General features: G+C 73.7%; 22 protein-coding genes and 1 riboswitch. Of the genes, 8 read left to right on the forward strand and 14 right to left on the reverse strand.

Annotated elements, in window-relative coordinates; all coding sequences use genetic code 11:
• Positions 1 to 24: 24 nt before the first annotated feature.
• Positions 25 to 1,176, forward strand: a complete 1,152-nt coding sequence (locus J7F03_RS18285; RefSeq protein ID WP_214950663.1) for an MBL fold metallo-hydrolase — start codon at positions 25 to 27, stop codon at positions 1,174 to 1,176.
• 58 nt (positions 1,177 to 1,234) lie between these two features.
• On the opposite strand, the gene J7F03_RS18290 is transcribed toward J7F03_RS18285, so the two are convergent.
• Together J7F03_RS18290 and J7F03_RS18295 are read right to left on the reverse strand one after the other, a co-directional pair.
• Positions 1,235 to 1,870, reverse strand: coding sequence for a DedA family protein (locus J7F03_RS18290; RefSeq protein ID WP_214950664.1), 636 nt, complete (start codon positions 1,868 to 1,870; stop codon positions 1,235 to 1,237).
• Complete coding sequence (locus tag J7F03_RS18295) at positions 1,867 to 2,655, reverse strand: MBL fold metallo-hydrolase (RefSeq protein ID WP_214950665.1); 789 nt, start codon at positions 2,653 to 2,655, stop codon at positions 1,867 to 1,869. The genes J7F03_RS18290 and J7F03_RS18295 overlap by 4 nt, the downstream gene beginning before the upstream one ends.
• Before the next feature lie 125 nt (positions 2,656 to 2,780).
• Between J7F03_RS18295 and J7F03_RS18300 the strand changes: the two genes are divergently transcribed.
• From J7F03_RS18300 to J7F03_RS18310, 3 genes are all read left to right on the forward strand, one after another.
• Positions 2,781 to 3,185: a hypothetical protein gene (locus J7F03_RS18300; protein ID WP_214950668.1), complete on the forward strand. Its 405-nt coding sequence runs from the start codon at positions 2,781 to 2,783 to the stop codon at positions 3,183 to 3,185.
• A 152-nt stretch (positions 3,186 to 3,337) separates the two neighbouring features.
• On the forward strand, positions 3,338 to 5,428 hold the full coding sequence (locus J7F03_RS18305) for a phage holin family protein (RefSeq protein WP_214950670.1): 2,091 nt from the start codon (positions 3,338 to 3,340) through the stop codon (positions 5,426 to 5,428).
• Between the two features lie 108 nt (positions 5,429 to 5,536).
• Positions 5,537 to 5,986: an SRPBCC family protein gene (locus J7F03_RS18310; RefSeq protein ID WP_214950672.1), complete on the forward strand. Its 450-nt coding sequence runs from the start codon at positions 5,537 to 5,539 to the stop codon at positions 5,984 to 5,986.
• A 180-nt stretch (positions 5,987 to 6,166) separates the two neighbouring features.
• On the opposite strand, the gene J7F03_RS18315 is transcribed toward J7F03_RS18310, so the two are convergent.
• The gene (locus J7F03_RS18315) at positions 6,167 to 7,738 is read right to left on the reverse strand and encodes an RNA polymerase sigma factor (protein WP_214950674.1); all 1,572 of its coding nucleotides are present in this window, start codon (positions 7,736 to 7,738) and stop codon (positions 6,167 to 6,169) included.
• 213 nt (positions 7,739 to 7,951) lie between these two features.
• Entirely contained in the window at positions 7,952 to 8,713 is a 762-nt protein-coding gene (locus J7F03_RS18320) for a methyltransferase domain-containing protein (RefSeq protein WP_214950676.1), read from the reverse strand.
• Between the two features lie 91 nt (positions 8,714 to 8,804).
• Positions 8,805 to 8,898: riboswitch (ZMP/ZTP riboswitch) on the forward strand.
• 28 nt (positions 8,899 to 8,926) lie between these two features.
• On the opposite strand from J7F03_RS18320, the gene J7F03_RS18325 reads away from it, so the two are divergent.
• On the forward strand, positions 8,927 to 9,841 hold the full coding sequence (locus tag J7F03_RS18325) for a bifunctional 5,10-methylenetetrahydrofolate dehydrogenase/5,10-methenyltetrahydrofolate cyclohydrolase (protein WP_285440470.1): 915 nt from the start codon (positions 8,927 to 8,929) through the stop codon (positions 9,839 to 9,841).
• Positions 9,842 to 10,023: 182 nt separating this feature from the next.
• Here the strand turns inward: J7F03_RS18325 and J7F03_RS18330 are convergent, their stop codons facing one another.
• From J7F03_RS18330 to J7F03_RS18345, 4 genes are all read right to left on the reverse strand, one after another.
• Complete coding sequence (locus tag J7F03_RS18330) at positions 10,024 to 11,208, reverse strand: MAB_1171c family putative transporter (RefSeq protein WP_214950678.1); 1,185 nt, start codon at positions 11,206 to 11,208, stop codon at positions 10,024 to 10,026.
• Entirely contained in the window at positions 11,205 to 12,638 is a 1,434-nt protein-coding gene (locus tag J7F03_RS18335) for an NAD(P)/FAD-dependent oxidoreductase (protein ID WP_214950680.1), read from the reverse strand. Before J7F03_RS18335 ends, J7F03_RS18330 begins: the two co-directional genes overlap by 4 nt.
• Before the next feature lie 104 nt (positions 12,639 to 12,742).
• Positions 12,743 to 13,306: a toxin-antitoxin system, toxin component gene (locus J7F03_RS18340; protein WP_214950682.1), complete on the reverse strand. Its 564-nt coding sequence runs from the start codon at positions 13,304 to 13,306 to the stop codon at positions 12,743 to 12,745.
• A complete protein-coding gene (locus J7F03_RS18345; RefSeq protein WP_214950684.1) occupies positions 13,303 to 14,484 on the reverse strand; it encodes a hypothetical protein in 1,182 nt (393 codons plus the stop codon). Before J7F03_RS18345 ends, J7F03_RS18340 begins: the two co-directional genes overlap by 4 nt.
• Before the next feature lie 292 nt (positions 14,485 to 14,776).
• Between J7F03_RS18345 and J7F03_RS18350 the strand changes: the two genes are divergently transcribed.
• Positions 14,777 to 15,199, forward strand: coding sequence for a hypothetical protein (locus tag J7F03_RS18350; RefSeq protein WP_214950686.1), 423 nt, complete (start codon positions 14,777 to 14,779; stop codon positions 15,197 to 15,199).
• On the opposite strand, the gene J7F03_RS18355 is transcribed toward J7F03_RS18350, so the two are convergent.
• Entirely contained in the window at positions 15,185 to 15,973 is a 789-nt protein-coding gene (locus J7F03_RS18355) for a helix-turn-helix domain-containing protein (RefSeq protein WP_214950688.1), read from the reverse strand. The genes J7F03_RS18350 and J7F03_RS18355 overlap by 15 nt on opposite strands.
• A 77-nt stretch (positions 15,974 to 16,050) precedes the next feature.
• Complete coding sequence (locus tag J7F03_RS18360) at positions 16,051 to 17,862, reverse strand: FAD-dependent oxidoreductase (protein ID WP_214950690.1); 1,812 nt, start codon at positions 17,860 to 17,862, stop codon at positions 16,051 to 16,053.
• 224 nt (positions 17,863 to 18,086) lie between these two features.
• Between J7F03_RS18360 and J7F03_RS18365 the strand changes: the two genes are divergently transcribed.
• Together J7F03_RS18365 and J7F03_RS18370 are read left to right on the forward strand one after the other, a co-directional pair.
• On the forward strand, positions 18,087 to 18,392 hold the full coding sequence (locus J7F03_RS18365) for a 4a-hydroxytetrahydrobiopterin dehydratase (protein ID WP_214950692.1): 306 nt from the start codon (positions 18,087 to 18,089) through the stop codon (positions 18,390 to 18,392).
• A gap of 17 nt (positions 18,393 to 18,409) precedes the next feature.
• Complete coding sequence (locus J7F03_RS18370) at positions 18,410 to 19,150, forward strand: class I SAM-dependent methyltransferase (protein ID WP_214950744.1); 741 nt, start codon at positions 18,410 to 18,412, stop codon at positions 19,148 to 19,150.
• A 3-nt stretch (positions 19,151 to 19,153) separates the two neighbouring features.
• On the opposite strand, the gene J7F03_RS18375 is transcribed toward J7F03_RS18370, so the two are convergent.
• The 4 genes from J7F03_RS18375 to J7F03_RS18390 form a co-directional block, all read right to left on the reverse strand.
• Positions 19,154 to 19,594 carry an RICIN domain-containing protein gene (locus J7F03_RS18375; RefSeq protein ID WP_214950694.1) on the reverse strand — a complete coding sequence of 147 codons (441 nt, stop codon included), beginning with the start codon at positions 19,592 to 19,594 and terminating at the stop codon, positions 19,154 to 19,156.
• Positions 19,595 to 19,662: 68 nt separating this feature from the next.
• Positions 19,663 to 20,469 (reverse strand): aldo/keto reductase, encoded by an 807-nt coding sequence (locus tag J7F03_RS18380; RefSeq protein WP_214950746.1) that lies wholly within the window; start codon positions 20,467 to 20,469, stop codon positions 19,663 to 19,665.
• 187 nt (positions 20,470 to 20,656) lie between these two features.
• Positions 20,657 to 21,430, reverse strand: a complete 774-nt coding sequence (locus J7F03_RS18385; RefSeq protein WP_214950696.1) for an ABC transporter ATP-binding protein — start codon at positions 21,428 to 21,430, stop codon at positions 20,657 to 20,659.
• Positions 21,427 to 24,165, reverse strand: coding sequence for an ATP-binding cassette domain-containing protein (locus J7F03_RS18390; RefSeq protein ID WP_214950697.1), 2,739 nt, complete (start codon positions 24,163 to 24,165; stop codon positions 21,427 to 21,429). The genes J7F03_RS18385 and J7F03_RS18390 overlap by 4 nt, the downstream gene beginning before the upstream one ends.
• Positions 24,166 to 24,175 lie beyond the last annotated feature (10 nt).

Here is a 24,175-nt window from a genome sequence, read left to right on the forward strand (position 1 = left end):
CCGCCGGTGAACGGAGACTTCTCGATGAGGGATCAGGCGGACGCACCCGCGGACTCCGGCGCGCAGGCCCCTGAGGACTCCCGCGCGGCAGGTCCCGTCGCCGAGCGCGCCGCCGTCGGCGCCCGTGCGGCCGGCGCCGTCCGCCACGCACCGGTCCGCCACGCATCGGTCCGTCACGCACCGGTCCGGCCGGCGCCACCCCTGCCGGTGGTGCGCCCGCTGGGCGAACACCGGGTGTGGCCACGCTCGTTCGCGGACCGGCTGACCACACCTCTGCCGGGACTGCGCGCGTTCGCCCGGCTCGCCCGCGAGGGCGCCTTCCGGCCCGGCCCCGAGGGGCTGCGCGGCATCCCGGACCTTCCGTACGAGCCCGCTCCGCTGCCCGTCGTCACCGCCGGGACGGTGTCCGTCACCTGGGCCGGGCACGCCAGCTGGATCCTGTGGATCGGCGGCCTGACCGTACTCACCGACCCCGTCTGGTCGCGGCGGATCCTCGGTACCCCGGCGCGGATGACCCCCGTCGGGGTCCGGTGGGAGGAACTGCCGCCGGTCGACGCGGTGGTGATCAGCCACAACCACTACGACCACCTCGACGCGCCGACGCTGAAACGGCTGCCCCGCCACACCGCCCTCTTCGTCCCGGCCGGCCTCGCCCGCTGGTGCCGACGCCGGGGATTCACCCGTGTCACCGAGCTCGACTGGTGGGAATCGGCCGAACTGCGCGGCGTGCGGTTCGAGTTCGTACCGGCGCACCACTGGTCGAAGCGGTCCCTGATCGACACGTGCCGCACGCTGTGGGGCGGCTGGATCCTCACCGACCCGCTGGCCGGGACGCCGAGGAAGGTCTACTTCGCGGGCGACACCGGTTACGGGCACTGGTTCGGCGAGATCGGCCGCAGGCACCCCGGGATCGACCTCGCGCTGCTCCCCGTCGGGGCGTACGCCCCGCGGTGGTGGCTGCGCGATGTCCACGCCGACCCGGAGGAGGCGGTACGGGCCTGCGTCGACCTGGGGGCCCGGAGGATGGCGCCCATGCACTGGGCGACCTTCGCCCTGTCCGCGGAGCCGGTGATGGAGCCCCTGCACCGGGTGCGGGCGGCCTGGACCCGCGCGGGCCTGCCCCGCGAGTCCCTCTGGGACCTCCCGATCGGCGCTTCCCGCGCGCTCCCTTCTTGACGCCCCGGGCTGCGGGGCGGGCGGGCCCGTCCGGGGTCGGGTTGGACGACCGGCCAGGTCATGCGCGGAGGCGGCGCCACAAGGTCGGGGCCGTGCTGATGGCGAGGGTGAGGGCCACCGCCAGGGCCACGCCCTTCCAAGGCTCCGAGAACAGGGAGCCGCCCAGGATGCCGATCAGGCCGTAGGTCGCCGCCCAGGCCAGGCAGGCGGGGGCGTCGCCGCGTGCGAAGCGGCGGAGCGGTAGCTCCGCGAGGAGGCAGGCCAGCATCACCGGGATCCGCCCCGCCGGGACCAGGCGGGAGACCACCAGGACCAGTACGCCGTGCTCGTCCAGCTTCCGCTGGGCCTGGGTGAGGCGTTCGGGGGTCGCCCGGCGGCGCAAAGCCTCCAGCCGGCGCGAGCCGTTGCGCGAGCGGACCCCGCGCCCGCCCAGCCAGTACAGCGCCAGGTCCCCGGCGAACGCGGCCAGGGCGGCGACGAGGAAGACCAGCGAGAGGGTCAGGGACGGAGTGCCCTGGTGGAGCGCCACGACCGCCGCCGTGCTCACCAGCGCGCCCGTCGGAATGACCGGCACCAGCGCCCCGAGCGCGACCAGGACGAACAACGCCGGGTAGCCGACGGCCTGTTGTGTCGTCTCGGGCGGGACCTGTCCGGCCGTCGCCGCGAGGCAGTGCAGGGGCGAGGGGGTCGTCACGGCAACCGCACCCGCTCGCCGTGCGCGGGCACCCGTACCGTCACCTTCGGCGCCTCCCGCAGCGCACACCGAACGAACTCCTCGCCCGGCGCGTGGAATTCGTGCGGCCGCACCGCGTCCATCCCGATCGGCCAGTACGTCCCCCAGTGCACCGGAACCGCCGCCGCCGGCGCCAGCATGGCCAGAGCCCGCGCCGCGCGCGCCGCGTCGAGGTGGCCCGGACCCAGGTACGGCCCCCAGCCGCCCACCGGCAGCAGGGCCACGTCCACCGGCCCGACCTCGCGGGCCATCGAGTCGAACAGCCCGGTGTCCCCGGCGAAGTAGGTCCGGGCCGAGCCCTCGATCACGTAACCGAGCGCCGGCGCGATCTGCGGGCCGATCGGCAGCCGCCGCCCGTCGTGCCGCGCGCTGACCGCCCGTACCCGTACGCCGCCCGCACCGCCGCCGGCACCGCCCACCGCCACCGCATCGCCCGGCACCATCTCCGAGACCGCCAGCCCCCGCAGCCGTGCGACCCGGGCCAGCCCCGGGACCGCCCGCCGTGCCCCACGGGGCACCAGCAGCCGGGTCCCGGGCGACAGCCGCGCCAGCGACGGCAGATGCAGGTGGTCGGAGTGCAGGTGCGAGACGAGCACGGCGTCCGCGACCGCCGCCTCCGGCGGGGGCACCGCTCCCCGGCGGCGCCGCAGGTGCGCGAGCCGCCGCGCGAACAGCGGGTCCGTCAGCAGCCGGACACCGGAGTCCTCGACGGTGCACGTGGCATGGCCCCACCAGGTGATCTCCACCGGTACCAGGTCTCCCTCCCTCGTCCCGCTCCCGTCGAGCCTAAAGGCTGCCCGCTGGATCCGCCCGGAACCGGCCCTCCACGCCCCCTCCTCCCCGCCGGCGTATCGGAGTAGGGTCGGGCGGCATGGATGAGCTCCGCGTGGCCGCGATCGCCAGCCTGGCCCCGCTAGAGGATCTGGACGCCGATCCCTTCGCCGTCGACACCCGGAGCCAGCACGCCATGTGCGCCCGCTGGGCCGCCGGCCGGGGCTACGTGGTGACCCGGCAACTCCTCGTCTACGGGCTGCGCGCCGACCACTGCGGACTGTGGAACGACGTCGACGCCGGCCGCGTCGACCTGTTCGTCACCGCCAACCACCGGGTGCTGGCCCGCGCGCTGCGCTCCGTGGAGGAGTTCACCGCCGAGTGCGAGCGGCGCGGGGTACGGCTGGAAACCGCCGGTCTCGACGAGCCGAGGTACACCTCCGCGATGAAGGCCGAGGTACACCGCCGGCTCTCCATGCCGACCGCCGGCTACGACGGCACCTAGGCCTGGGCCGAGCGGACCCGGACCGCCGCCTCCCGTACGCACATCCGCCACCTGTGTCATCCGCCCGGGCGGGCCCCGTTGTGCGAGCCTGGATGGGTGGGACGGGGGCCCGGCGGCGCGGTGCGGGCCACGGCGGTGAGGCGGGTGCGGGTGTGTCGCGAGGCCGGTGGCGGAGTGCGGGCAGCGCCCTGGTGCGGGTGGTCATCGTATGGGCGGTGTCCACCCTCACCATGCTCGCCCTGGCCGGCATCCTCCCCGACTTCCGGCTCCAGGCCGACGCCAGCGGCGACCGCGACAGCATCACGCAGATCGGGCTGACGGCCGCCATCGGCGCCGGGGCGTTCGGTCTGCTGAGCGCCCTCGTCTGGCCGGTTCTCGTACGCGCCCTGCTGCTCGTGCCGGCCCTGGTGCTCGGCCTGCTGGTCTTCTTCCTCAACGGCTCCTTGCTGCTCATAGCCCTCAGCCTGATCCCGGCCGGGCGCGGCGCGGCGGCCCCCGAGACGGCGGTGGTCGTCGCCGCGGTGATGTCCGCCGTCGCCTCCGCGACCTCCACCTCGCTGGCCGTACGCGACGACGAGGCCTACCGGCGGCGCCTGTACCGGCTGGCCGACCGGCGCCGGCGCAGGCAGCGCCGCGAGGGACGGCCCGGCGCCGGGGAGGCCGCGCCCGGCCTGGTCTTCCTCCAGCTCGACGGGGTCGGCTACGAGGTGCTGCGCCACGCGTCGGGCAGCGGACTGATGCCGACGGTGGCCGACTGGCTCGACCGCACCCACCGCCTCACCTCCTGGCGGACCGACTGGTCCAGCCAGACCGGCGCCAGCCAGCTCGGCATCCTGCACGGCTCCAACTTCGACGTCCCGGCCTTCCGCTGGTACGAGAAGGACACCGGCGACGTGGTGGTCTGCAACCGGCCCACCAGCGCCGCCGAGCTCCAGCGGCGCGCGATCGAGCGCACCGGGGACGGCGGCCTGCTCACCCTCGACGGCGCCAGCCGCGGGAACCTCTTCAGCGGCGGCGCGGACCAACTGGCCCTCGTCCTGTCCGTATCCGCGCGGCGGGGCCGGGACAACCGTTCCCGCGCGGGCTACTTCGCCTACTTCTCCGACCCGGCGAACGCCGTGCGCACCGCTCTCTCCTTCGTCGCCGAGGTGGTCCGCGAGATCACCCAGTCGGTACGCGGCCGCCTGCGCGGGGACCGGCCGCGCATCGCGCGCGGCGGGCTCTACCCGCTGATCCGGGCCTTCGCGACCGTGGTGGAGCGGGACGTGGTCGTCGCCGCGGTGATCGGCGACATGCTGGCCGGGCGCGCCGCGGTCTACGCCGACCTCGTCGCCTACGACGAGGTCGCCCACCACTCGGGCCCGCGCGCCCGGGACACCGACCAGGTGCTCGCCCGGCTCGACCGCAGCCTCGCCCTCATCGCGCGGGTCGCCGAGCACGCCCCGCGGGAGTACCGGATCGTGCTGCTCTCGGACCACGGCCAGAGCCCGGGGGAGACCTTCCTCGGCTGCTACGGCCTCACCTTGAAGGACCTGGTGCGGGCCGGCTGCGGGCTGCCGGTGTCCCGGCGGGCCGGCCGTACGCACAGCGGGGCGGAGGCGCGCGCCGCCGTACTGGCCGCCCTGCACCGGCCGGTCGAGGAGGCGGCCGAGGAGGCGCACCCCGGGCCCGGCCCGGACCCGGTGGTGCTCGCGTCGGGCAACCTCGGGCTGATCTCCTTCCCGGACCTGCCCGGCCGGGCTTCGCGGGAGCGGATCGACCGCGCGCACCCGGCGCTGCTGGCGACCCTGGCGAACCATCCCGGTATCGGGTTCCTGCTGGTCGACGGCGTGGTGCTGGGGCCGGACGGAGCCGAGGCGCGGCTGGACGAGCCCGGCGCGGCGGAGGAGCTGCTGGCGCGCTTCGGGCCGGGCGCGGCGCAGGCGGTCCGGCGGACCGACACCTTCCCGCACGTGGCCGACGTGATGGTGAACTCGGCGTACGACCCGGTGACGGGCACGGTGCACGCCTTCGAGGAGCAGATCGGCTCGCACGGCGGGCTGGGCGGGGAACAGGGGCACCCGTTCCTGATGTGGCCGGCGGAGCTGTCCGAGCCGGGGCCCCGGCCGGGCGGGGAACTGGTGGGCGCGGAGGCGGTGCACGAGGTCCTGCGCCACTGGCTCCGCGAGGCGGACGGCCCCCAGGTGCCGCTGCCTCCGGCGGTGCCGGCGGCCAAGGCCGCGGAGCCGCCCCCGGCGCCGTAGCCGACGCCCGCGCCGCCCGCGGGGTCCGGTGACGAAGTGACGCGCGGGTGCGGGCCCGGCGGCGTAATTTGGAAGGAGAGGACAGCCAGGGGGGCTCTAAGGGGTGCCATGTCCGCGATCAGCAACAGCATCGACATCGACCGTCGGCCCGAGGACGTCTACGCCTACATCACGGACCCCACGCACCTGCCGGAGTGGCAGGACAGCGCCGTATCCGCCGTTCCCATGGGTGACCTCCCCGTCCACGTCGGTTCGAAGGTGGTCGTCACCCGGCAGATCGGCAAGCGGAGGATGCCCACGACCATGGAGTTCATGGAACTCGACCCGCCGAGGAGCTGGCACATCCACGGCGTCGACGGGCCGGTCCGGCCGGACGTGCGGGGCCGGATCGAACCCCTCGACGGCGGGACCCGCTCACGCGTCACCATTGCCGTCGACTTCGAGGGCCACGGCATGGGCAGGGCGCTGGTCCCCCTCGCGGTCAAGCCCATGGTCCGCAAGGAGATGCCCCGGAGCGAGGAGAAGCTGAAGCACCTGCTGGAGCACTCCGCGGCCTGAACCCGGCCTGAACCCGGCCTCACCGCGGTCGTCCGGGGCCCCCGGCGCCGGTGATCACGCACGGGTGGACCGACACCCTGCGGATCCGGCGCGAGCACGCCTTCCTGGTTCCGCAGGGTGCCTCCCTGCCGTCACGCCACGGGGGCCCGTCTTCCGACCGGCCCGAGGGCGCGGGCCCTGTCAGTCGAGGTAGTCGCGCAGCACCTGCGAGCGCGACGGGTGACGGAGCTTCGACATGGTCTTCGACTCGATCTGGCGGATGCGCTCACGGGTGACCCCGTACACGCGGCCGATCTCGTCGAGGGTCTTCGGCTGGCCGTCGTTGAGGCCGTAGCGCATGGAGACCACGCCCGCCTCGCGCTCCGAGAGCGTGCCCAGGATCGACTGGAGCTGCTCCTGGAGGAAAGTGAAGCTCACGGCGTCGGCCGGGACGACCGCCTCGGAGTCCTCGATGAGGTCACCGAACTCGCTGTCGCCCTCCTCACCCAGCGGGGTGTGCAGGGAGATCGGCTCGCGGCCGTACTTCTGGACCTCGATGACCTTCTCGGGGGTCATGTCGAGTTCCTTGCCCAGCTCCTCCGGGGTGGGCTCGCGGCCCAGGTCCTGGAGCATCTGGCGCTGGACGCGGGCCAGCTTGTTGATGATCTCGACCATGTGGACGGGGATGCGGATGGTGCGCGACTGGTCGGCCATGGCACGCGTGATCGCCTGCCGGATCCACCAGGTCGCGTACGTGGAGAACTTGAAGCCCTTGGTGTAGTCGAACTTCTCCACGGCGCGGATCAGACCGACGTTGCCTTCCTGGATCAGGTCCAGGAAGAGCATGCCGCGGCCGGTGTAGCGCTTGGCGAGGGAGACCACGAGGCGGAGGTTGGCCTCCAGCAGGTGGTTCTTGGCGCGACGGCCGTCCTCGACCAGGATCTCCAGCTCGCGCTTGAAGGCGGGCTTGTGGTCCTCCTCCTCTTCGAGCTTGTACTCGGAGAAGAGACCGGCCTCGATCCGCTTGGCGAGCTCGACCTCCTGCTCGGCGTTGAGCAGCGGCACCTTGCCGATGAGCTTGAGGTAGTCCTTGACGGGGTCGGCGGTGGCGCCGGCGACCATGACCGTCTGCGCCGGGGCGTCGTCCTCGTCGTCGTCGGACAGGACGAAGCCCGCGCTGCCGCCGGTCTTGGGCGTCTCCTTCTCGGCGTCGTCGTCGAGGTCCTCGGCCGCCCAGTCCTCGCCCTCGGCCGCGGCGGGCTCGGCCTCGTCGCCGTCCTTGGTCTTCTTCGTCGCGGCCGTCTTCTTCACGGCCGTCTTCTTCGCGGCGGTCTTCTTGACCGTCCGCTTCTTCGGCGCGGCGGCGGCCTCGGCCGCCACCTCCTCCTCGGTGCCGGAGGCCGACGGGTCGGATATCGCCGCGGCGGTGGCGGGTGCCGCCGTCTTGCGCGCGCCGATGAGGCGCGGCGGGGCGGCGGCCTTCTTGGTGACGGCGCGAGCCGGAGCGGCGGCCGCCTTGCGCGGCTTCTTGGCGGCAACCTTCGTGGCGGGCGCGGCGCTGACGTGCAGCGCGACGCCCTCCTCGTCCAGGACCTGGTTCAGGCTGCGCAGGACCCGCTTCCACTGGTCCACCGGGATGCGGCCGGCCTCGAAGGCCTGGCGCACGTCATCACCGTTGATGTGACCCTGCTCGCGGCCGCGCTCGACAAGCGCGACCAGGGCCTCGGATTCGGCGATCTCCGTGGGGAACGTACGGGACGGGCTGAGCGACACAAGGAGCCTCTCGTTGCGAACAGATAAGGGGTGGCGGGACATCATCGCGCGAACTTGGGAAACAGACCCGAGGGGGGTCTGTATTCCGGGCCGCACGAGGACACCTGTCGGTTCATCGCATGCCCGAGTCGATTCGTTACGCGTTGAATTGAGTGACCTGCGCCACGCTGTGACCGGGCAACCGTTCGGTGGTGGCCGCGTCCGCCCATTTTGTCAGCCCGTTTTGCGGGCCTCGATGAGGAATCGGGCGGTGTGCGCGACGAACGGGCCGTCGCGTTCGATCTGTTCGTGGAGCTCGCGCAAGCGGTCCCGAAAGTGCCCGACTGTGAAACCGGGCACCATCCAGATCACCTTCCGTAGAAAGTAGATCACGGCTCCGATGTCGTGGAACTCCGTCCGCAGCCGCTCCGAGCGCAGATCGACGACCTCCAGCCCGGCCTTCGTGGCGTCGGCGACCGCGTCGTCGGGGTGCCGGCCGCGCCGGACCTCCTGCGGTTGGGGGCCCAGGAAGTACTCGACCAGCTCGAAGACGCTCGCCGGACCGACCTGCTGGGAGAAGTACGTGCCGCCGGGCCGCAGCACCCGCGCGATCTCGTCCCACCAGATCGTGACCGGATGCCGGCTGCAGACGAACTCGAAGGCCTCGTCGCCGAACGGCAGCGGGGGCTCGTCGGAGTCCGCGACCACCACCGCGCCGAGCGGGTGCAGCAGCCGCGTCGCCTTGTCGATGTTCGGCGGCCAGGCCTCGGTGGCCGCCGTCAGCGGGGGCAGGGGCCCGGCCCCGGCGAGCACCTCGCCGCCGCCGGTCTGGATGTCCAGGGCGGAGCGGACCTCGGCCAGGTGCGTCCCCAGGAGGCGCTGGTAGCCCCACGAGGGGCGCTGCTCGCTGGCGCGTCCGTCGAGCCAGGCGAAGTCCCAGCCGTCCACGGACACGGACTCGGCCTCCGCGACGAGATGGTCAAAGGTGGGAGTCATGTCTCGATCGTCCCAGGCGGGACGCCGCTCATCCACCGGATTCCCGGCGCCGGGGGCGCCGCGGGGAGCTCCGGGGGTTCGCCTACACTGGGCGGCGGGCCGTGACTGGCGTTCGGGTGGATCACCACCGGGGAGCGGCCCGGCGTGCCTCCGTACGTCGACTGCCGCGCGCCTGGGCGAACCGCGATCCCGCAGCGACGCTCAGGAGACCCCATGACGACTGCCCAGACCGTTCCCGGCGCCCAGAGCGACCAGCCCCAGCCGGAGCGGACCGCCCGGCTGATGGACGGAACCGCCCTCGCCCGCCGCATCTCGGAGCAGACCGCCGGCTACGCCGCGAAGATCACCGAGCGCACCGGCACCGCGCCCTGCCTGGCGACCGTGCTGGTCGGCGAGGACCCCGCGTCCGTCACCTACGTGCGCATGAAGCAGAACCGCTGCGCCAAGGCCGGGATCACCTCCCGTCACGTGGAGCTGCCGGCCGCGACCACCACGGAGGAGCTGGTGGCCACCCTCACCGCGCTCTCCGAGGACCCGGAGATCAGCGGGATCCTGCTCCAGCACCCCGTCCCGCACCACATCGACGAGCGCGCCGCCTTCGAGGCCATCGCCCCCGGCAAGGACGTCGACGGGGTCACCATGCACTCCTTCGCCGCCATGGGCTTCGGGCTGCCGGGCTTCGTCTCCTGCACCCCCGGCGGCATCATGCGCCTGCTGGAGGCCTACGACGTGGACCTGACCGGCAAGCACGCCGTGGTCGTCGGCCGCAGCGCGATCCTGGGCAAGCCCGCCGGGATGCTCCTCCTGGAGCAGAACGCCACCGTCACCTACTGCCACTCGCGCACCGTGGACCTCCCGTCCATCGTGCGCCAGGCGGACGTGCTCGTCGCCGCCGTCGGCAAGGCCGAGTTCATCCGGGGCGAGGACATCAAGCCGGGCGCCGTGGTCCTGGACGCCGGGTACAACGAGGGCAACGTCGGCGACGTCCACTTCGAGTCGGCCGCCGCCCGCGCCTCGCTGATCACCCCTGTACCCGGCGGCGTCGGCCCGATGACCATCGCGGTGCTGCTGGAGCAGACCGTCCAGGCGGCGGCCGCCCAGGCCGGCCTGGCCCTCGCGGACCTCTGACCCCGGCCGGCGAGCGCCACCAAGGCGCGTTCGCGGGCTCCGACGGCGGCCCAGGTCCCCGGGAACCCGGCCGGCGCCCCCGCAGGGCCCACAGGCCCGCAGGGTCCGCCTGGGGCCCCGCCGGGACCCCGCCGGGACCCCGCGGGGCCGGCCGGACCCCGTAGTCCCCGCCGGGCCCGTGGTCAGGCCCCCGCCGCCTGGCGGCGGGCCTCGGCCACGATCGGGGAGGCGTGGAACTCCCGGGCCAGCTCGGTCAGCGGCCGGGAGTCCAAGCGGTACGGGCCGTCGCGGCCGGGCCCGGCGTCGTCCGCGCGGGCGCCCACCCGGTCGGCCGCCGCCCGGCGCTGGCACGCCGCCGCGAGCATGGCCGCGTCCGCCACCAGGGCGGCCTCCTCCTCGGTCCGGCCCTGGGCGCGCGCGGTCCCGTACGCCTCTTCGCGCACGGCGGCGTCGAACCAGTACACGAGCGCCAGGATGCCGTCGTCGATCACCGATTCGCGGTGGATCAGCCGGATCCCGACCGGCGACCACCAGGTCAGCGGCACGGGCCGCATCCCGCACGGGGAGAACCCGCGCAGCGCCGCCCACAGCGGCCGCAGCCGCCGGTAGCGGCTGTAGTCCCGCCAGGGCGCCGAACCGCCGACCAGCGGCACGATGAACCCGGCCCCCACCAGCAGGGCCGCGGCGGCGCCCAGCGGCGGTGCGACGTAGGTGGACAGGTAGTCCAGGTCCCCGCCGCCCCAGTGCGCGGCCATCGCCGTCCACTTCACGACGAGGAAGGCCAGGTCGAACACGCCGCCGGACATCAGCACGGCGAGTCCCGTGCGCAGCGGGCGCATCGACGGGTCCAGGCGGCGCAGCCACTTCCAGCACAGCACCGTGAGCGCGGTGCTGCCCACGGTGTGCGCCGACAGGTAGCAGATGATCATCTCGCGGATCCACGGCGTGTCGGCGTAGTACGTGTCCATGTCCCGCAGCCGTTCGACCGGCGCCTCGCCCAGGACGAACAGGGCGACGATCGCCACCGTCACGGCTCCGTACGCGGCCACGGTCAGGCGGGTGGCCCGGCGCACGCCCGGGCTCGGGGGGCCGCTCCAGTGCAGGATCAGCACGATGCAGGCGCCGGAGAAGGCGGTGAGCAGGCCGTACACGAGCGGGGCCGAGAAGTTGACGACCCCGGTCAGCCTGTTGACGGCGACGATGGTCGGGGGCGCCGAGAGGAACACGGCGAGCGAGCCCACGACGAGGAGCGTGCACACGGCGCGCATGAGGGGTTGGTCCCAGCCGCGTCGTAACGTCGGCGCCTTGACGATCAGTGCCGTGGCGATCACCACGCCCGGCACGTAGAGGACGAGGCTTTCGATCATCGGGCCTGCCCGGCGGGGGCCGCGGCCGGCCCGTCCTGGTCCAGGCCCGCGACGGTCCGCTCGGCGGCCGTCAGCGGCGCGGCCTTCAGGGCGCCCCGCCGGGAGGCGCGCAGCACCTCCCAGACCACGTCCGGGCGCACCCAGTACGTGGGCGCCCGGTTCATGGTGATGACCTGGAGCAGGGCGGCGGTGAGCGACGCCTTGGTCGTGGCGCCGGTCATCAGCCGCTCCACGTACCCGTTGAGCAGGCCGGCCCCGGCGCGCGGCTTCATGCCGGTGGCGCCCGGGTACAGGATGTCCTGCGAGGTGGCGAGGTCCCAGGCGACGGCCACCTGCGGGGCGATGGCCCGCTGCGCCTCGCGGCCGATGGCCGGGTGCGAGAGGCCCTTGGCGCGCAGCAGCGTACGGACGGCCAGCAGGCCCTGGGCGGCGACCGTCATGCCCTGGCCGTAGAGCGGGTTGAAGGTGGCGACGGAGTCCCCGACGGCGAAGAAGCCGTCGGGGAGGTCGGCCTTCTCGAAGAAGATCCGGCGGTTGGCGGTGCCCTGGGTGACGGAGACGTCGGTCAGCGGCTTCTTGCCTTCGAGGAGCTCGCCGACGATGGGATCGCGGACCCCCTTGGCGAACGGGATGAATGCCTCGGGGTCGGCGGTGGGCTGGCCGCCGCGGGTGCCGGACAGGGTGGCCTGCCAGTGGCCGTTCTCGATCGGGACGATCGTCGCGGTCCGGCCGGGTACGGGCACCCGGGGGTCGGACTGCACGTTGATGATGGGGAAACCCATGGCGTGGGCGCCTTCGGGCGCCTCGAAGATGCGGGTCGCGTAGACGAGCCCGGAGTCCACCCCGGCCTCCTTGAGGCCGCTCACGCCGAGCGCCTCCAGCCAGGTGCGGGCCCGGGATCCGCGGCCGCTGGCGTCGACCACGAGATCGGCGGTGACCAGGCGGTTCTCTCTCCCGCCGGTGTCCACCCGGACCCCGGTGATCCGGTCGGCCGTGCCCTCCAGGCCCCGGACCCGGCTCTGCTGGAGGGTGGTGACGCCGGCCAGCCCGATGACGCGGGAGCGGATCACCGAGTCGAGCAGGTCGCGGCTGCAGGAGATGTTGAACTGCATCTCGCCGTGGCGCGGCAGCCAGCCCTGGGCGGTCTTGCTGACCAGGTCGGTGGGCAGGCTGCGGCGGAAGGCGCCGGCGGCCGTCCAGTCGTCGGTGATGCCGGGCAGGATCTCCTCGATGGCGCGCGCGCCGCCCGACCACAGGAGGTGGGTGTGCCGCGCCTGGGGGAGTCCGCGGCGCGGCTCGGGGCCGTCCGGCAGGGTGTCCGCCTCGATGATCGTGACCGTCGCGTGCTCGGCGAGAACGGCTGCCGCGAGCAGGCCGGACAGGCTGCCGCCGATGACGACGGCGTGCCGGAGCGGGGAAGACTGGGTCATCGTGTGGTGCTCTCTGTCAGGCCGTGCGAAGACGCATCGGCGGAGGAAGGGCGTCGGCGGGGAGGGCAGCGGTCAGCCGCCGGGTGTGGTCACCGGGGCCGCGCTCAACGTCCCCAGCCGAACGAGCTCTTGATCCGTTCGATCGCTTCGGGGACCTGTTCCTCCCGGGGTGGTGGGAGGAATGTTTTGAGGATCTTGCCGAGGTGCAGTCCGAAGGTCTCCGCGCGGACCTCCGCCGGATCCTCCCGGTCGGCACGGGCGGCGGCCTGCCGGACGACCGAGCCCAGCCCCCGCTCGGAGCCCAGCAGCGCGGCGAGGCCGCCGTGGCGGGCCGTCAGCCGGGCGGCCACGGCCATGCCAGGGCCGTGGCGGTCGCAGGTGCCCTCGTCCACGTGCCAGAGCTCGTGGCAGGCGATGACGAGCTGGTGTTCGGGCCGGGTGCGCTCCTCGATGACCAGGAGGTCGCGCTCCTCCAGCCCGAGCCACAGCCCGCTGGCCGTGTCGGGAGGGAAGGAGGCGAACCGGAACTCGACCGGGCGCCCGCCGCGCACGCGCCCGTAGGCGGCGCAGAGCGCCCCGATGATGTCGGCGGCCTCGGCGGGCGGGGTCAGGTCCGCGGCCGCCTGCAGGTCGTCACCGAGCCTCCGCATGGCCCGTGTGGTCCTCATCGCGCTTCCCCCTCGGCGGTTCCTGCGTGGTCGGTGCGGTCGACGGCTTCGTGGCCGTCGGTCACGGCGGCGCCGGCCGCGGCGCCCTTGTCAGCCGTGCCGCCGTCGTCCGCCGCGGCGGCGTCGGTACGGGGGCCGGCGGTTCTGCGGTCGTCCGCGCGGCGCGCCGCGGGCACGGCCGCGCGGGCGAGCTGTCCCTCCCGCGCGAGCAGATCGTCCAGGTGGTCGGCCAGCGACTTCCAGCCGGCCGGGGAGAGCCGGCCGGCCCGGGTGACGATGCTGTGCACGTCGTGCGCCCGCATCACGGCGAGCATCGGATTCTCGGCGGGCCGCTCCGCGGACCGCAGTTCGCGCTCGATCCCGGTGAGGGCCGCGGCCAGCGCCTCGGTGTCGTCGGCCAGCAGGAATCCGCCCTCGACCCCGTAGAAGCGCTGGATCCCGGCGGCCGCCGCGAGGTTGGGCAGCCCCTCGCCCTGGGCGAGGCGGGTCAGGGACTGGCCCGACGCGTCGAAGGAACCGGCTATGGCGGAGAGGGAGTGGGCCTGCCCGTCCTCCCGGGGGCGGGTGCGGCGCAGGTGCTCGAACCGGCTGCGCACCTGCTCTTTCAGGGGGAGCCTGGGCGGGTTCCCGTCGAGGGTGAGCCGGATGTTCTGCGGGGTGATGCCGGTGAGGTACGAGAGGTGTTCGAGGTCGTCGCCGGCGCCTGCCGCCCGGCTGCGGGATCCGGATCCGGACCCGGACCCGGGCTCCGTGAGGGCGAGGGCCCGCTCCACCGCGCTCTTGCTGTCGGCGAGGAGGAAGCCGGCGTAGACCCCGAAGAACCGCTGTACGCCGGCCGCGTGGCCGAGCCGGGGCAGCCCGGTGCCCGCGTTGAGCGGACCGAGGGAGGCGCCGGGGGCGTCGAAGTCCTCGGCGATGGCGGCGAGCGGCCACTCGCGGCCGTGCTTGTCGAGGCGGGTGGCGCGCAACCGCAGGAAACGCTCGTGCACCCGCTCGCACAGCGGCAGTTCGGCGGCGGTGCCGGCCAGCACCCGCGGAATGCGCGCCGGTTCGACTCCGGAAAGGTGACCGAGCCGATCCACGGCGAGCACCTGCTCCGGATCCTGGCCGCGCCGCTCCGCCAACGCCACGACGCGGCCCCAGGCCGCGGTGAGGTCGGGTCTGGAGGCCGCACGCACCGGATGTTTCTCCGTCAGTAGAGAGAAGGTTCGATCTGGTTGCTCTGTGTGAAGCCTAGCCCCCGGTTCCGTGGCGTGACAGGCCGACTCGCAACCTTTCCTTCCCTCCATCTCAAAAAGTGTGGGGACGCCGGGCACCCGTCGACGGGCATGACCTCGGAGGTAATCGACCCGGCCCGGGCCCCGGCGGCACAGTGGAGCCATCGGGTTCCGGGGCCGCGCACTCGGCTCCGGGGCCCGGGCCACCCGTACCCCACCAGCGCATTCGATCCTCGACGGAGGCTGATCCGCCATGTCCGCAGCCCTGCTCACCGCCGTAGCCCGCACCGCCGTCCCGCAGGCGGCGCTGCGCCGCGTGCTCGCCCTCGACGCCGTCGTCACCGCCGGCAACGGCCTCGCCTACGCCGCCTTCTCCGCCCCGCTCGGCCGGCTGCTCGGCGTCGGGCAGGGCCTGCTGCTGGAGCTCGGCGTCCTCCTGGTGCTCTACGGCGCCGGCGTCGGCTGGCTGGCCTCGCGCCGGCAGCCCCCGGCCTTCCCGGTGAAGCTCGTCATCGAGGCCAACTACGCCTGGGCCGCGCTCAGCCTGGTCGCCCTCGTCGTCTGGTTCACCCCCACCGCCGCCGGGGCGGTGTGGATCCCGGCGCAGGCGCTCACCGTCGCCGGCTTCGCGCTCCTGCAGCAGCTCGCGCTGCGCGCCGGCTCAGGGCGCCACTGACCGCAGGTACTTCACCGTCGCCGGGTCCGCCGGCAGCAGGGTCTCGATGGCCAGCTCGGCGACGGTCACGTCCATCGGCGTGTTGAAGGTGGAGATGGAGGAGACGAAGGAGAGCAGGTGTCCGTCGTGCTCGATCCGCAGCGGCAGCGCGATGTACGGCACCGCTTCCTCCGGTTCGCTGTCGCCGGGCCGCTCCGGTACCGGGTACGCGGCCACCTCCTCGTACAGCGCGCGCAGCGGCGCCGAGCGGACCAGCGCGATCTGCCGCTCCATCTGGGCCAGCAGGTGCCCCCGCCATTCCCTCAGGTTGTGGATCCGCGGGGCGAGGCCCTGTGGGTGCAGGGTCAGCCGCATCGCGTTGAGCGGACCGGCGAGCAGGTGCTCGGGCAGCCCCTCCATCAGCATCATGACGCCCCGGTTGGCCGCCACCACGTCGTACCTCGCGTCCACCACCAGCGCCGGATACGGCTCGTAACCGGTGAGCAGCCGCTCCAGCCCCTCGCGCAGCACCCCCATCGAGGGGTCGTCCAGCGGGGTGTGCGCGTACCGGGGCGCGTAACCGGCCGCCAGCAGCAGGGCGTTGCGGTCCCGCATCGGCACGTCCAGCCGGTCGGCGAGCCGCAGCACCATCTCCTCGCTCGGCCGGGAGCGGCCGGTCTCCACGAAACTGATGTGCCGGGAGGAGGAGTCGGCGCGGCCCGCCAGCTCCAGCTGGCTGATCCCGCGCCGCTCCCGCCACGTGCGCAGCAGGGCGCCCACCGTCGCAGTCGTCATGACACGACCTTAGGGGGTGTTTCTCGGATCTCCGCGGCGTCGCGGGCTTCCGGGGAACACCCCCTGTCCCAGCCGGCTCAGCCCAGGTCGAAGGCGTTGCGCAGGCCGAGCCGGTAGCGCCACAGGTCGTTGCGCTTGAAGGCCTCCACCGCCGGGGCCCGGTAGAGCGGCCGGACCGTGCACCGGCCCGCCTTCGAACCGTCGTGGTCCAGGAGGGAGTTGACGGCGGCGCGCGCCGACGCGTTGGCGCCCTCCATCGTCGCGAGGTCGATGTCGACGGACACGTAGTCCCCGCTGAGGAAGAAGTTGGGGATGCGGGTTCCCGCGCTCGGCCGGTTGTGGAAGGTGCCGGTCGGGTGGATCAGCAGCTGGTCCTGGTTGGTGGGGTTCGGCGTGCCGGTCCCGTCCACCCCCGGGTCGAGGAACCACGAGTGCAGCTTCCCGTCCGACAGCAGCGTCTTGCCGGTGTCGTTGAGTGATGCCTTCAGCTGCGCCCACACCTCGCGGGCGATCTCCTCGCGCGTGCACTGCTTGGCCGTCTTCCCGTACAGGATCCCGGGCTTGTCCCATTCGGAGATGTCCACCGACAGGCAGTCCACGGCGACGCCGTCCCCGTAGTCGGCGGGGAAATCGCGCGCAGGCCAGTGCTCGGCCTGCTGGATCGCCGTCAACGACCAAGGCGAGTCGATGCAGTTGAGGTGCCCGTGGACGAGGGGCGCGCGCTCGGTGAGGTAGAACTGGATGCCTGTCATCCAGTCGGTCTCCAGCTTGTCGCACCGTCCCAGCATCGGGTCGGCAGCCCGCAGCGCGGGACTCCAGGTGCGGCGGGCGTGCTCGACGGGCAGCGCGCTGACGTAGTGGTCGGCGGTGACGGTCCGTACGGCGCCTGCCGGGTCCTCGACGACGACCCCGCTCACGCGGCCGTCCCCGTACCGCACCTCGCGCACCGTCCAGCCGATCTGGAACTCGACGCCCAGCGACCGCAGATGGGTCTCCCACGGGTCGATCCACGCCTCGTTGGTCGGCAGGTTCAGGATGCGGTCCGGCGGGCCGTCCGCGCCCAGCCCCAGCAGGTTGAAGACGAAGGCCTCGCCGAGCGCGCCGACGGTACGGGTGGAGGCCTCCTCGGCCTTGGTCGCCACGATGTTGCGCGTGACGCCGATGGCGAGGATGCGCTGGTACTCGCTCGACATCTGCGCGGCCCGGGTGAACTCCCACCAAGGGGTGCGCTCCCACTGCTCGTTGCGCCGTTCGTCGCAGCTGGTGAGGAAGACGAGCGCGCGGTCGACGAAGTACGCCGTCTCGTGGAGCGGGAGGCGGACCAGCGACTGGAGGATGCCGGTGAGGGCCCGGCGCAGCTCGTCGGGGGTCAGCTCGGCGGCGGAGTGGCCGGGCCACGGGATGGGCGCGCGCAGATCCTCGCGGCCGGCCGCGCGGGCGAACATCATCTCGCGCGGGGCGGTCAGGTTGTCCCAGACGCCGTTGGCGTTGCCCGGGAAGGGGATGCGCCGCATCGTGTCGGGCAGGTTGTGGTAGATCCCCGGGATGAAGCGGAAGCCGTGCTCGGCGGGGAGCGGGCGGCGGCCGCCGCGCCCACTGCCGGGGACGTCCATACTGCGGGCCTTGCCGCCGAGCGCGCGGCGCTCGTACACGGTGACGGCGTAGCCGCGTTCGGCCAGCTCGTGTGCGGCGGTCAGGCCCGCGACCCCGCCGCCGAGGACGGCGACGCGGCGCTCGCCCGCCGCGGAGGCGGCGGTCGCCGCCGCTCCGGCGGGGGCGGCCTGGGCGGCTCGGGCGGGGGCCGCGAGGGCCCCGCCGCCGGTTAACGCACCCGCGGTGGCCGCGGCCCCCGCGATGAACGTGCGCCTGGAATTGCCTGTGCGCGTCACGATGGTGTCCCCTCGATACCCGGCTGTATTACCGGCGGTAACAGTCACGTCCGGCGCAGGAGCATATGGGCGGCGCGGTGGTCACGGAAGGCGCGGAAGTACCCGCACGCACTATGGCGCGAAACCTTCCCTGTGGCCCGCGCTGTGCGAACCTTGACTTCACGTCAGGTCAATCGGGCAGTCGCGTACGGGCACGCGTACGCATACGGGGAAGGAGCCTGCGGATGTCGCGAGAGCCGCTTTCGCAGAAGGAGATCGAGGACCGGTTGCGGGAACTCCCCGGCTGGGCCTTCGAGGACGACCGGATCATCCGCACCTACCGGCTGGGCAGCCACTTCGCGGCGAGCGCCCTCGTCACCCACATCGCCGCGGTGCAGGAGGAGCTGAACCACCACTCCGACCTCACCCTCGGCTACAACACCGTCCGCGTCGCCGTGAACACGCACGACGCCGGAGACGCCGTCACCGACGCCGACTTCACTCTCGCCGAGCGCGTCGAATCCCTCGCCCCCGCCCACGGCGCCGCCTGATGCCGATGGCGCGCCCCCTGCTCGACTACGACGCCGAGGCCGAGGCCTACGACGCCACGCGCGGCGGCGCCCCGCGCGCCGAGGCCGCCGCCGCGGGGGTCCTCGGCCTGCTCCCGCCCACCACCCGGACACTGCTCGACCTCGGCTGCGGCACCGGCATCGTCACCACCCGGATCGCCGCCGCCCGCCCCGCGCTGCGCGTCCTCGGCGCCGACGCCTCGTACGGGATGGCCGCCATGGCGTACTCCCGGGGGGTTGCGGTGGTACTCGCCTCCGGGACCCGGCTCCCCGTCCGCCCGGGTTCGCTCGACGCGGTGAGCGCGGTCTGGCTGCTGCACCTGCTGCGCGCACCGGGGGCGGTGGCCGCCGTGGTCGCCGAGGCCGGCCGGGTGCTGCGGCCCGGCGGGGTGTTCGTCACCACCGTCGACAAGGACTCCGCCCACGACGTCGGCAGCGACATCGACGAGGTGCTCGCGCCGCACCTCACCCCCACCCCCGCCGACTCCACGCGGGCCGTCACCGGCTACGCCGCAGCGGCGGGCCTGCGCCCCGCCGGCGAAGCCCGGTTCACCGGGCACGGACAGGGGCGCACCCCGCGCGGGAGCGCCGCCGCGCTGCTCGCCGGGCAGTACGCCTCACGGGTCCGCACGCGCGGGATCACCCCGCGCGAGCTCGCGGACCGGCTGGAACTCCTGCCCGGGCCGGATACCGCGCGGGCGGAGCCGGAGTACCGGCTGCGCGGCTTCGTACGCAGCTGACGGTCAGACGGGCTCCAGGCGCCACCACTGCGAGGGCGAGTCCTCGTCCTCGCACTGGCGGGCACCGCCCTGCGCGTCCGCCTCCAGCGGCAGACCGCTGATTGCGGCGATCAGCGAGACGACACCGGGGTCGTCGAGGTGCTCCTCGACGACCCACTCCTGGGCCCCGAAGGCATTGGCCTTCCACACCTGGACGCGGGTGCCGCTCTCGGTCGACGCGTTCGCGACGTCGAGCCGCTTGCCGTTGTGCACGCTGACCACGTGGAAGATCCCGCCGCCGCTGTGGACCGGCGCGACCTCCCACTGCCGGGACGCGGCCGGCTCGCCGTCCGGTCCGACGCCCACCCGGTTGCCGCTCTCGACCTGGAGCAGCAGCCCACTGGCGACGTTGCGGATCCGGTACACGCCGTCCGGCGGCCGCCGCCGCGCCGAATCGGGGTTCATGGGGCTCACAGGGTTCACGGGGTTCACGGGATCTATGGGGTTCACGGGATCTATGGGGCTCACGCGGCTCAGAAGTCGAACTCGGCCGGGTCGGGACCGATCCGGCGGCCCGAGGCGCCCGCGCCCAGGGCGTCCAGCGCGGCGATGTCCGTCGCGTCCAGCTCGAAGCCGAAGACGTCCAGGTTCTCCCGGATCCGGGACGGGGTCACGGACTTCGGGATCACGATGTTCCCGAGCTGGAGGTGCCAGCGCAGTACCACCTGCGCGGCCGAGCGGCCGTGCTTGGCGGCGATCGCGGTGACGGCGGGCAGCGTGAGGAGGTCCTTGCCCTGGCCGAGCGGGGACCAGGCCTCGGTGGCGATGCCGAGACGCGCGTGCACGGCGCGCAGTTCGGCCTGCGGGAGGAGCGGGTGCAGCTCGATCTGGTTCACGGCCGGGACCAGGGAGCTCTCGGCGCCGAGCCGCTCCAGGTCGGCGGGGCGGAAGTTGGACACGCCGACGGCCTTGGCGCGGCCGCTCGCCGCGATCTCCTCGAAGGCCTTCCAGATGGCGACGAAGTCGTCGCGCATCGGGCGCGGCCAGTGGATCAGGTACAGGTCGATCTCGTCGAGTCCCAGCTTGGCGAGCGAGGCGTCGAACTCGCGCAGCACGTTGTCCCGGCCCCAGGTCTCGGACTTGCCGTTCCACAGCTTCGTGGTGACGAACAGCTCCTCGCGCGGCACGCCGGAGGCGGCGATGGCTTTGCCGGTGCCCGCCTCGTTGCCGTAGATGGCGGCGGTGTCGATGCTGCGGTACCCCGCCTCCAGCGCGGAGCCGACGGCCCGCTCCGCCTCGGCGTCCGGAACCCGCCAGACGCCGAAGCCGAGCTGGGGCATGAGCGTGCCGTTGTTGAGCTTGATGGCGGGTACCTGGTTGGGGACCTGGTTCACGTCGGGTCGTTCCCTCGGTTCGTCGCGTTGGTACGGGGTGCACGTACGACCGGCGACAACCGGACCCCGGGGTGGCCTATTCCCGCCGTACGGGTGAACCAGGCCCCGCCTAGTGCTGCGACCGGCCACGGCACTAGGCACCCAGGTACGCCTCCCGGACCAGCGCGTTGCCCCGTACCTCGGCGGCCGTGCCCTCGGCGAGCACGCTCCCCAGGTCCAGGACGACCACCCGGGTGCAAAGGTCCATCACGAAGGCGACGTTGTGCTCGACCAGCAGCACCGCACAGCCCTCCTCCTCCGCGAGCCGGCGCACGACCGCGGCCAGCCGTTCGCGCTCGGGCGCCGACATGCCCGAGGCGGGCTCGTCCAGCAGCAGCACCCGGGGAGGATCGGCCACGGCGCGCGCCAGCTCCACCATCCGGGCCCGCCCCACCGGCAGACCGCCGGCGTACGAGGCCCCGAGCGCGCCGATGCCGCAGTCCGCCAGTACCCGCGCGGCCCGCTCCCGCCGCTCCCGCTCCCGGCGGCGCCGGGCGGGCGAAGCGACCAGATCGGCGGCGAAACCGCCGCCACCGCCCCGCCACTCCTGGGCGACGAGGACGTTGTCGGTCACGCTGAGCTGCCCGAACAACTGCTGGCGCTGAAACGTCCGGCGCATCCCGTGCCGGGCCCGCCAGACCGGCGAGCGGCGGGTGATGTCCGCCCCGTCCAGCAGCATCCGCCCCTGGTCGGGGCGGCGGATCCCGGACAGGACGTCGAACAGCGTGGTCTTCCCGGCCCCGTTCGGCCCGATCAGCCCGCACACCTCGCCGGCCCGCACCCCGAGGTCGACGCCGGTCAGCGCCTTCACCCCGCCGAAGCGGACACTGATGCCGGAGGCCTCCAGCACGTAGCGCTCCGTCGTCATGTCGCCATCCCCAGATAGGCCTCGGTCAACCGGTCCGTCTCCACCTCGGAGCGCGGGCCGCACCAGGAGACCCGGCCCTGGGAGAGGTAGGCGACGGTGTCGGCGATCCCGAGGATCTCGGCCGCCTTCTCCTCCACCAGCAGCAGCGCGGTCCCGGCGTCACGGAGCTCGGTGAGCAGCCCGTACACCTCGTCCACCACGCGCGGGGCCAGCCCGAGCGAGGGCTCGTCCGCGATCAGGACCTCGGGCGGGCGCTGCAGCAGCGGAGCGAGGGCCAGCATCTGCTGCTCCCCGCCGGACAGCGCGCCGGCGGCGACGGAGCGCCGCTCGCGGAGCCGGGGGAACCGGTCGTAGACGGCGTCCCGCTCGTCCCCGTCCCTCAGATAGAGGGCAAGGTTCTCCTCGATGCTGAGCGCGGGGAAGATCCCCCGCCCCTCGGGCGCGAGCAGCACTCCGGCCCGGGAGCGCCGTACGGCACCGTCGCGCGTGGCGTCCCGCCCGTTCACGTGGACGGCTCCGCCGATGACGGGCAGCGCCCCGGCCGCCACCCGGCAGGCGGTGCTCTTCCCGGCCCCGTTGGGCCCGAGCACCGCCAGGATCTCCCCCCGCCGCACGACGAGATCCACCCCGTGCAACACGAGTCCGCCGTCGTAGCCCGCCGTCACGCCGCGCAGCTCCAGGGCGGGGGTTGGCGCGGCCCCTGCGGGGGGCTCGTCCCCCGCGGGGCCCACCCCGACCCCGCCGCCTGCCCTGGCCGCGGGAAGGACTCCGGCTCCGGCTCGGGCCCCGGCTCCGGCCCCGGCTGCGGTCACGGGACCGGCCGCGGCCGCGGTCCGGCGTTTCGCCAACCGCACCGGAACGGCCGCGCAATACCCGTCCGGATCGTTGGCCAAGGCCAACCCCGCCAGCCCGAACAGGATCACCGGCAGATGCGCCGACTCCGTCACGTAGTCCGCCATGACCCGCGGAGCGACCGCGAAGACCAGCCCCGCCACCACCGCGTACTGCGGCCGCCGGACCCCCGCCGCCACGACCACCGCCAGCCACACCAGCCCGGTCATCGCCGTGAAGTCGGTCGCCGTGACGCGGGTGTTGTACGAGGCGTACATCACGCCCCCGAACCCGGCAAGCCCCGCCGACAGCGTGAACAGCAGCAGCTTGGTCCGCAGCACGGACACGCCGGAGGCCATCGCGGCCGCGGGAGCCGACCGTACGGCGAGCATCGCCCGTCCCGACGGCGAGTTCCGCAGCGCGCTCAGCCCGGCCGCGACGAGGGCGACCAGGACCACGAGTGCCACTCCCAGCGCCCGGTCGTCGGAGAGGTCCACCGGCCCGATCACGGGCCGCGGGATCGACCACCCCGAGTCCCCGTTGCGCAGCCACCGCATCTGGAACAGCACCTGGTCCGCGAGGAAGGCCAGCGCCAGCGTCGCCAGCGCCAGGGACCGCCCGCCGAGGCGCAGCGCGGGCAGCGCGACCAGCGCCCCCAGTACGGCGGCCACGCAGGTCCCGACCGCCAGCGCCGCGATGAAGGGCCAACCGCGGCTCATCAGCAGCCCGGCCACCAGCGCGGCGCCGGTCACGAAGGTGCCCTGGGCCAGCGAGACCATCGCGCCGAGTCCGGTCACCACCGTGAAGGACATGAACACCAGGGCCAGCGCGAGCCCTTGAGCGAGGAGCCCGCTCCAGAACGGCGTGGTCACGGTGTAGAACGCGACGCCCAGGGCCACGCCCAGCGCGGCCCACACCCCCCACCGCCGTCCCCACGCGGCCCCGGCCAGGTGGTCCACCGAGGCCGTGTCCACCGCGGCGGTCCCGGCGGCGCGCGCCCGCCGGGTGAGGACGAGCAGCCCGCCGAAGAGGATCAGGAAGGGCACGGCCGTCCTGAACCCGGTGATGGAGTCGGCGAAGGAGGCGTAGCCGACGACCAGGTTCTGCAGCACCCCCAGACCCAGCCCGCCGGCGAACGCGAGGGGGACGGAGGCGAACCGCCCGATCACGGCCGCCGTGGCCGACACGAACAGGAACAGTGTGAAGTCGTGCGCCGACAGCCCCAGCAGCGGCGTCGCCAGCACCCCGGCCAGCCCGGCCAGTCCCGACGCGATCATCCACGCCACCGACGACAGCCGGTCGGCGTCGATCCCGCGCAGTTCGGTGAGCGAGCGGTTGTCGACGGCGGCCCGCAGCCGCAGCCCCAGCCGGGTGTGCCGCATCAGCACCCACAGGGCCACCGCGACAAGGGCCGTGGCCACCCAGGTGATCAGCTGGTCGGAGTCGATGCCGACGTCGGCGGTGAGCTGCCAGGACTCGGCGGGGCTCGGCCCCACCCCCGGCAGCCCGAACTGGTTCTCCGCCGGCTTGAGCGGGGCGCCCGCCTCGGCCAGCAGTTCCACCGCCCAGAGACCGGCCGCCGGCAGCGCCACCAGCAGGCCGATGGTCGCGACGATCTGCGCCGTTTCGCCGACCTGCGCGAGCCGCCTGAACATCAGCCGGTCCAGCGCCCACCCGAGCCCGGGTGCCAGTACGAGGACCACCAGCAGCGCCGCCGGGACGGCCGGCCAGCCCAGCCCGGAGTGCAGTTCGTAGAAGGTGAGCGCGCACAGGTAGGCGGTGGCCCCGTGCGCGAAGTTGAACAGTCCGGACGCCGAGTACGACAGCACCAGCCCGGTGGCGAGCAGTGCGTACAGGGCGCCGGACACCAGACCGCTCAGTACGAAGGCGAGCAGATCTCCCATGCCGTTTCCC

The organism is Streptomyces sp. ISL-43 (assembly GCF_018614195.1).
GTDB lineage: Bacteria > Actinomycetota > Actinomycetes > Streptomycetales > Streptomycetaceae > Streptomyces.

Coding starts and splice junctions, on each gene's coding strand:
- J7F03_RS18365 (WP_214950692.1), top strand. CDS start 18,087: ATGTCGCGAGAGCCGCTTTCGCAGAAGGAGATCGAGGACCGGTTGCGG.
- J7F03_RS18325 (WP_285440470.1), top strand. CDS start 8,927: ATGACGACTGCCCAGACCGTTCCCGGCGCCCAGAGCGACCAGCCCCAG.
- J7F03_RS18355 (WP_214950688.1), bottom strand. CDS start 15,973: ATGACGACTGCGACGGTGGGCGCCCTGCTGCGCACGTGGCGGGAGCGG.
- J7F03_RS18390 (WP_214950697.1), bottom strand. CDS start 24,165: ATGGGAGATCTGCTCGCCTTCGTACTGAGCGGTCTGGTGTCCGGCGCC.
- J7F03_RS18320 (WP_214950676.1), bottom strand. CDS start 8,713: ATGACTCCCACCTTTGACCATCTCGTCGCGGAGGCCGAGTCCGTGTCC.
- J7F03_RS18335 (WP_214950680.1), bottom strand. CDS start 12,638: ATGACCCAGTCTTCCCCGCTCCGGCACGCCGTCGTCATCGGCGGCAGC.
- J7F03_RS18380 (WP_214950746.1), bottom strand. CDS start 20,469: ATGCCCCAGCTCGGCTTCGGCGTCTGGCGGGTTCCGGACGCCGAGGCG.
- J7F03_RS18340 (WP_214950682.1), bottom strand. CDS start 13,306: ATGAGGACCACACGGGCCATGCGGAGGCTCGGTGACGACCTGCAGGCG.
- J7F03_RS18350 (WP_214950686.1), top strand. CDS start 14,777: ATGTCCGCAGCCCTGCTCACCGCCGTAGCCCGCACCGCCGTCCCGCAG.
- J7F03_RS18385 (WP_214950696.1), bottom strand. CDS start 21,430: ATGACGACGGAGCGCTACGTGCTGGAGGCCTCCGGCATCAGTGTCCGC.
- J7F03_RS18330 (WP_214950678.1), bottom strand. CDS start 11,208: ATGATCGAAAGCCTCGTCCTCTACGTGCCGGGCGTGGTGATCGCCACG.
- J7F03_RS18285 (WP_214950663.1), top strand. CDS start 25: ATGAGGGATCAGGCGGACGCACCCGCGGACTCCGGCGCGCAGGCCCCT.
- J7F03_RS18300 (WP_214950668.1), top strand. CDS start 2,781: ATGGATGAGCTCCGCGTGGCCGCGATCGCCAGCCTGGCCCCGCTAGAG.
- J7F03_RS18310 (WP_214950672.1), top strand. CDS start 5,537: ATGTCCGCGATCAGCAACAGCATCGACATCGACCGTCGGCCCGAGGAC.
- J7F03_RS18375 (WP_214950694.1), bottom strand. CDS start 19,594: ATGAACCCCGATTCGGCGCGGCGGCGGCCGCCGGACGGCGTGTACCGG.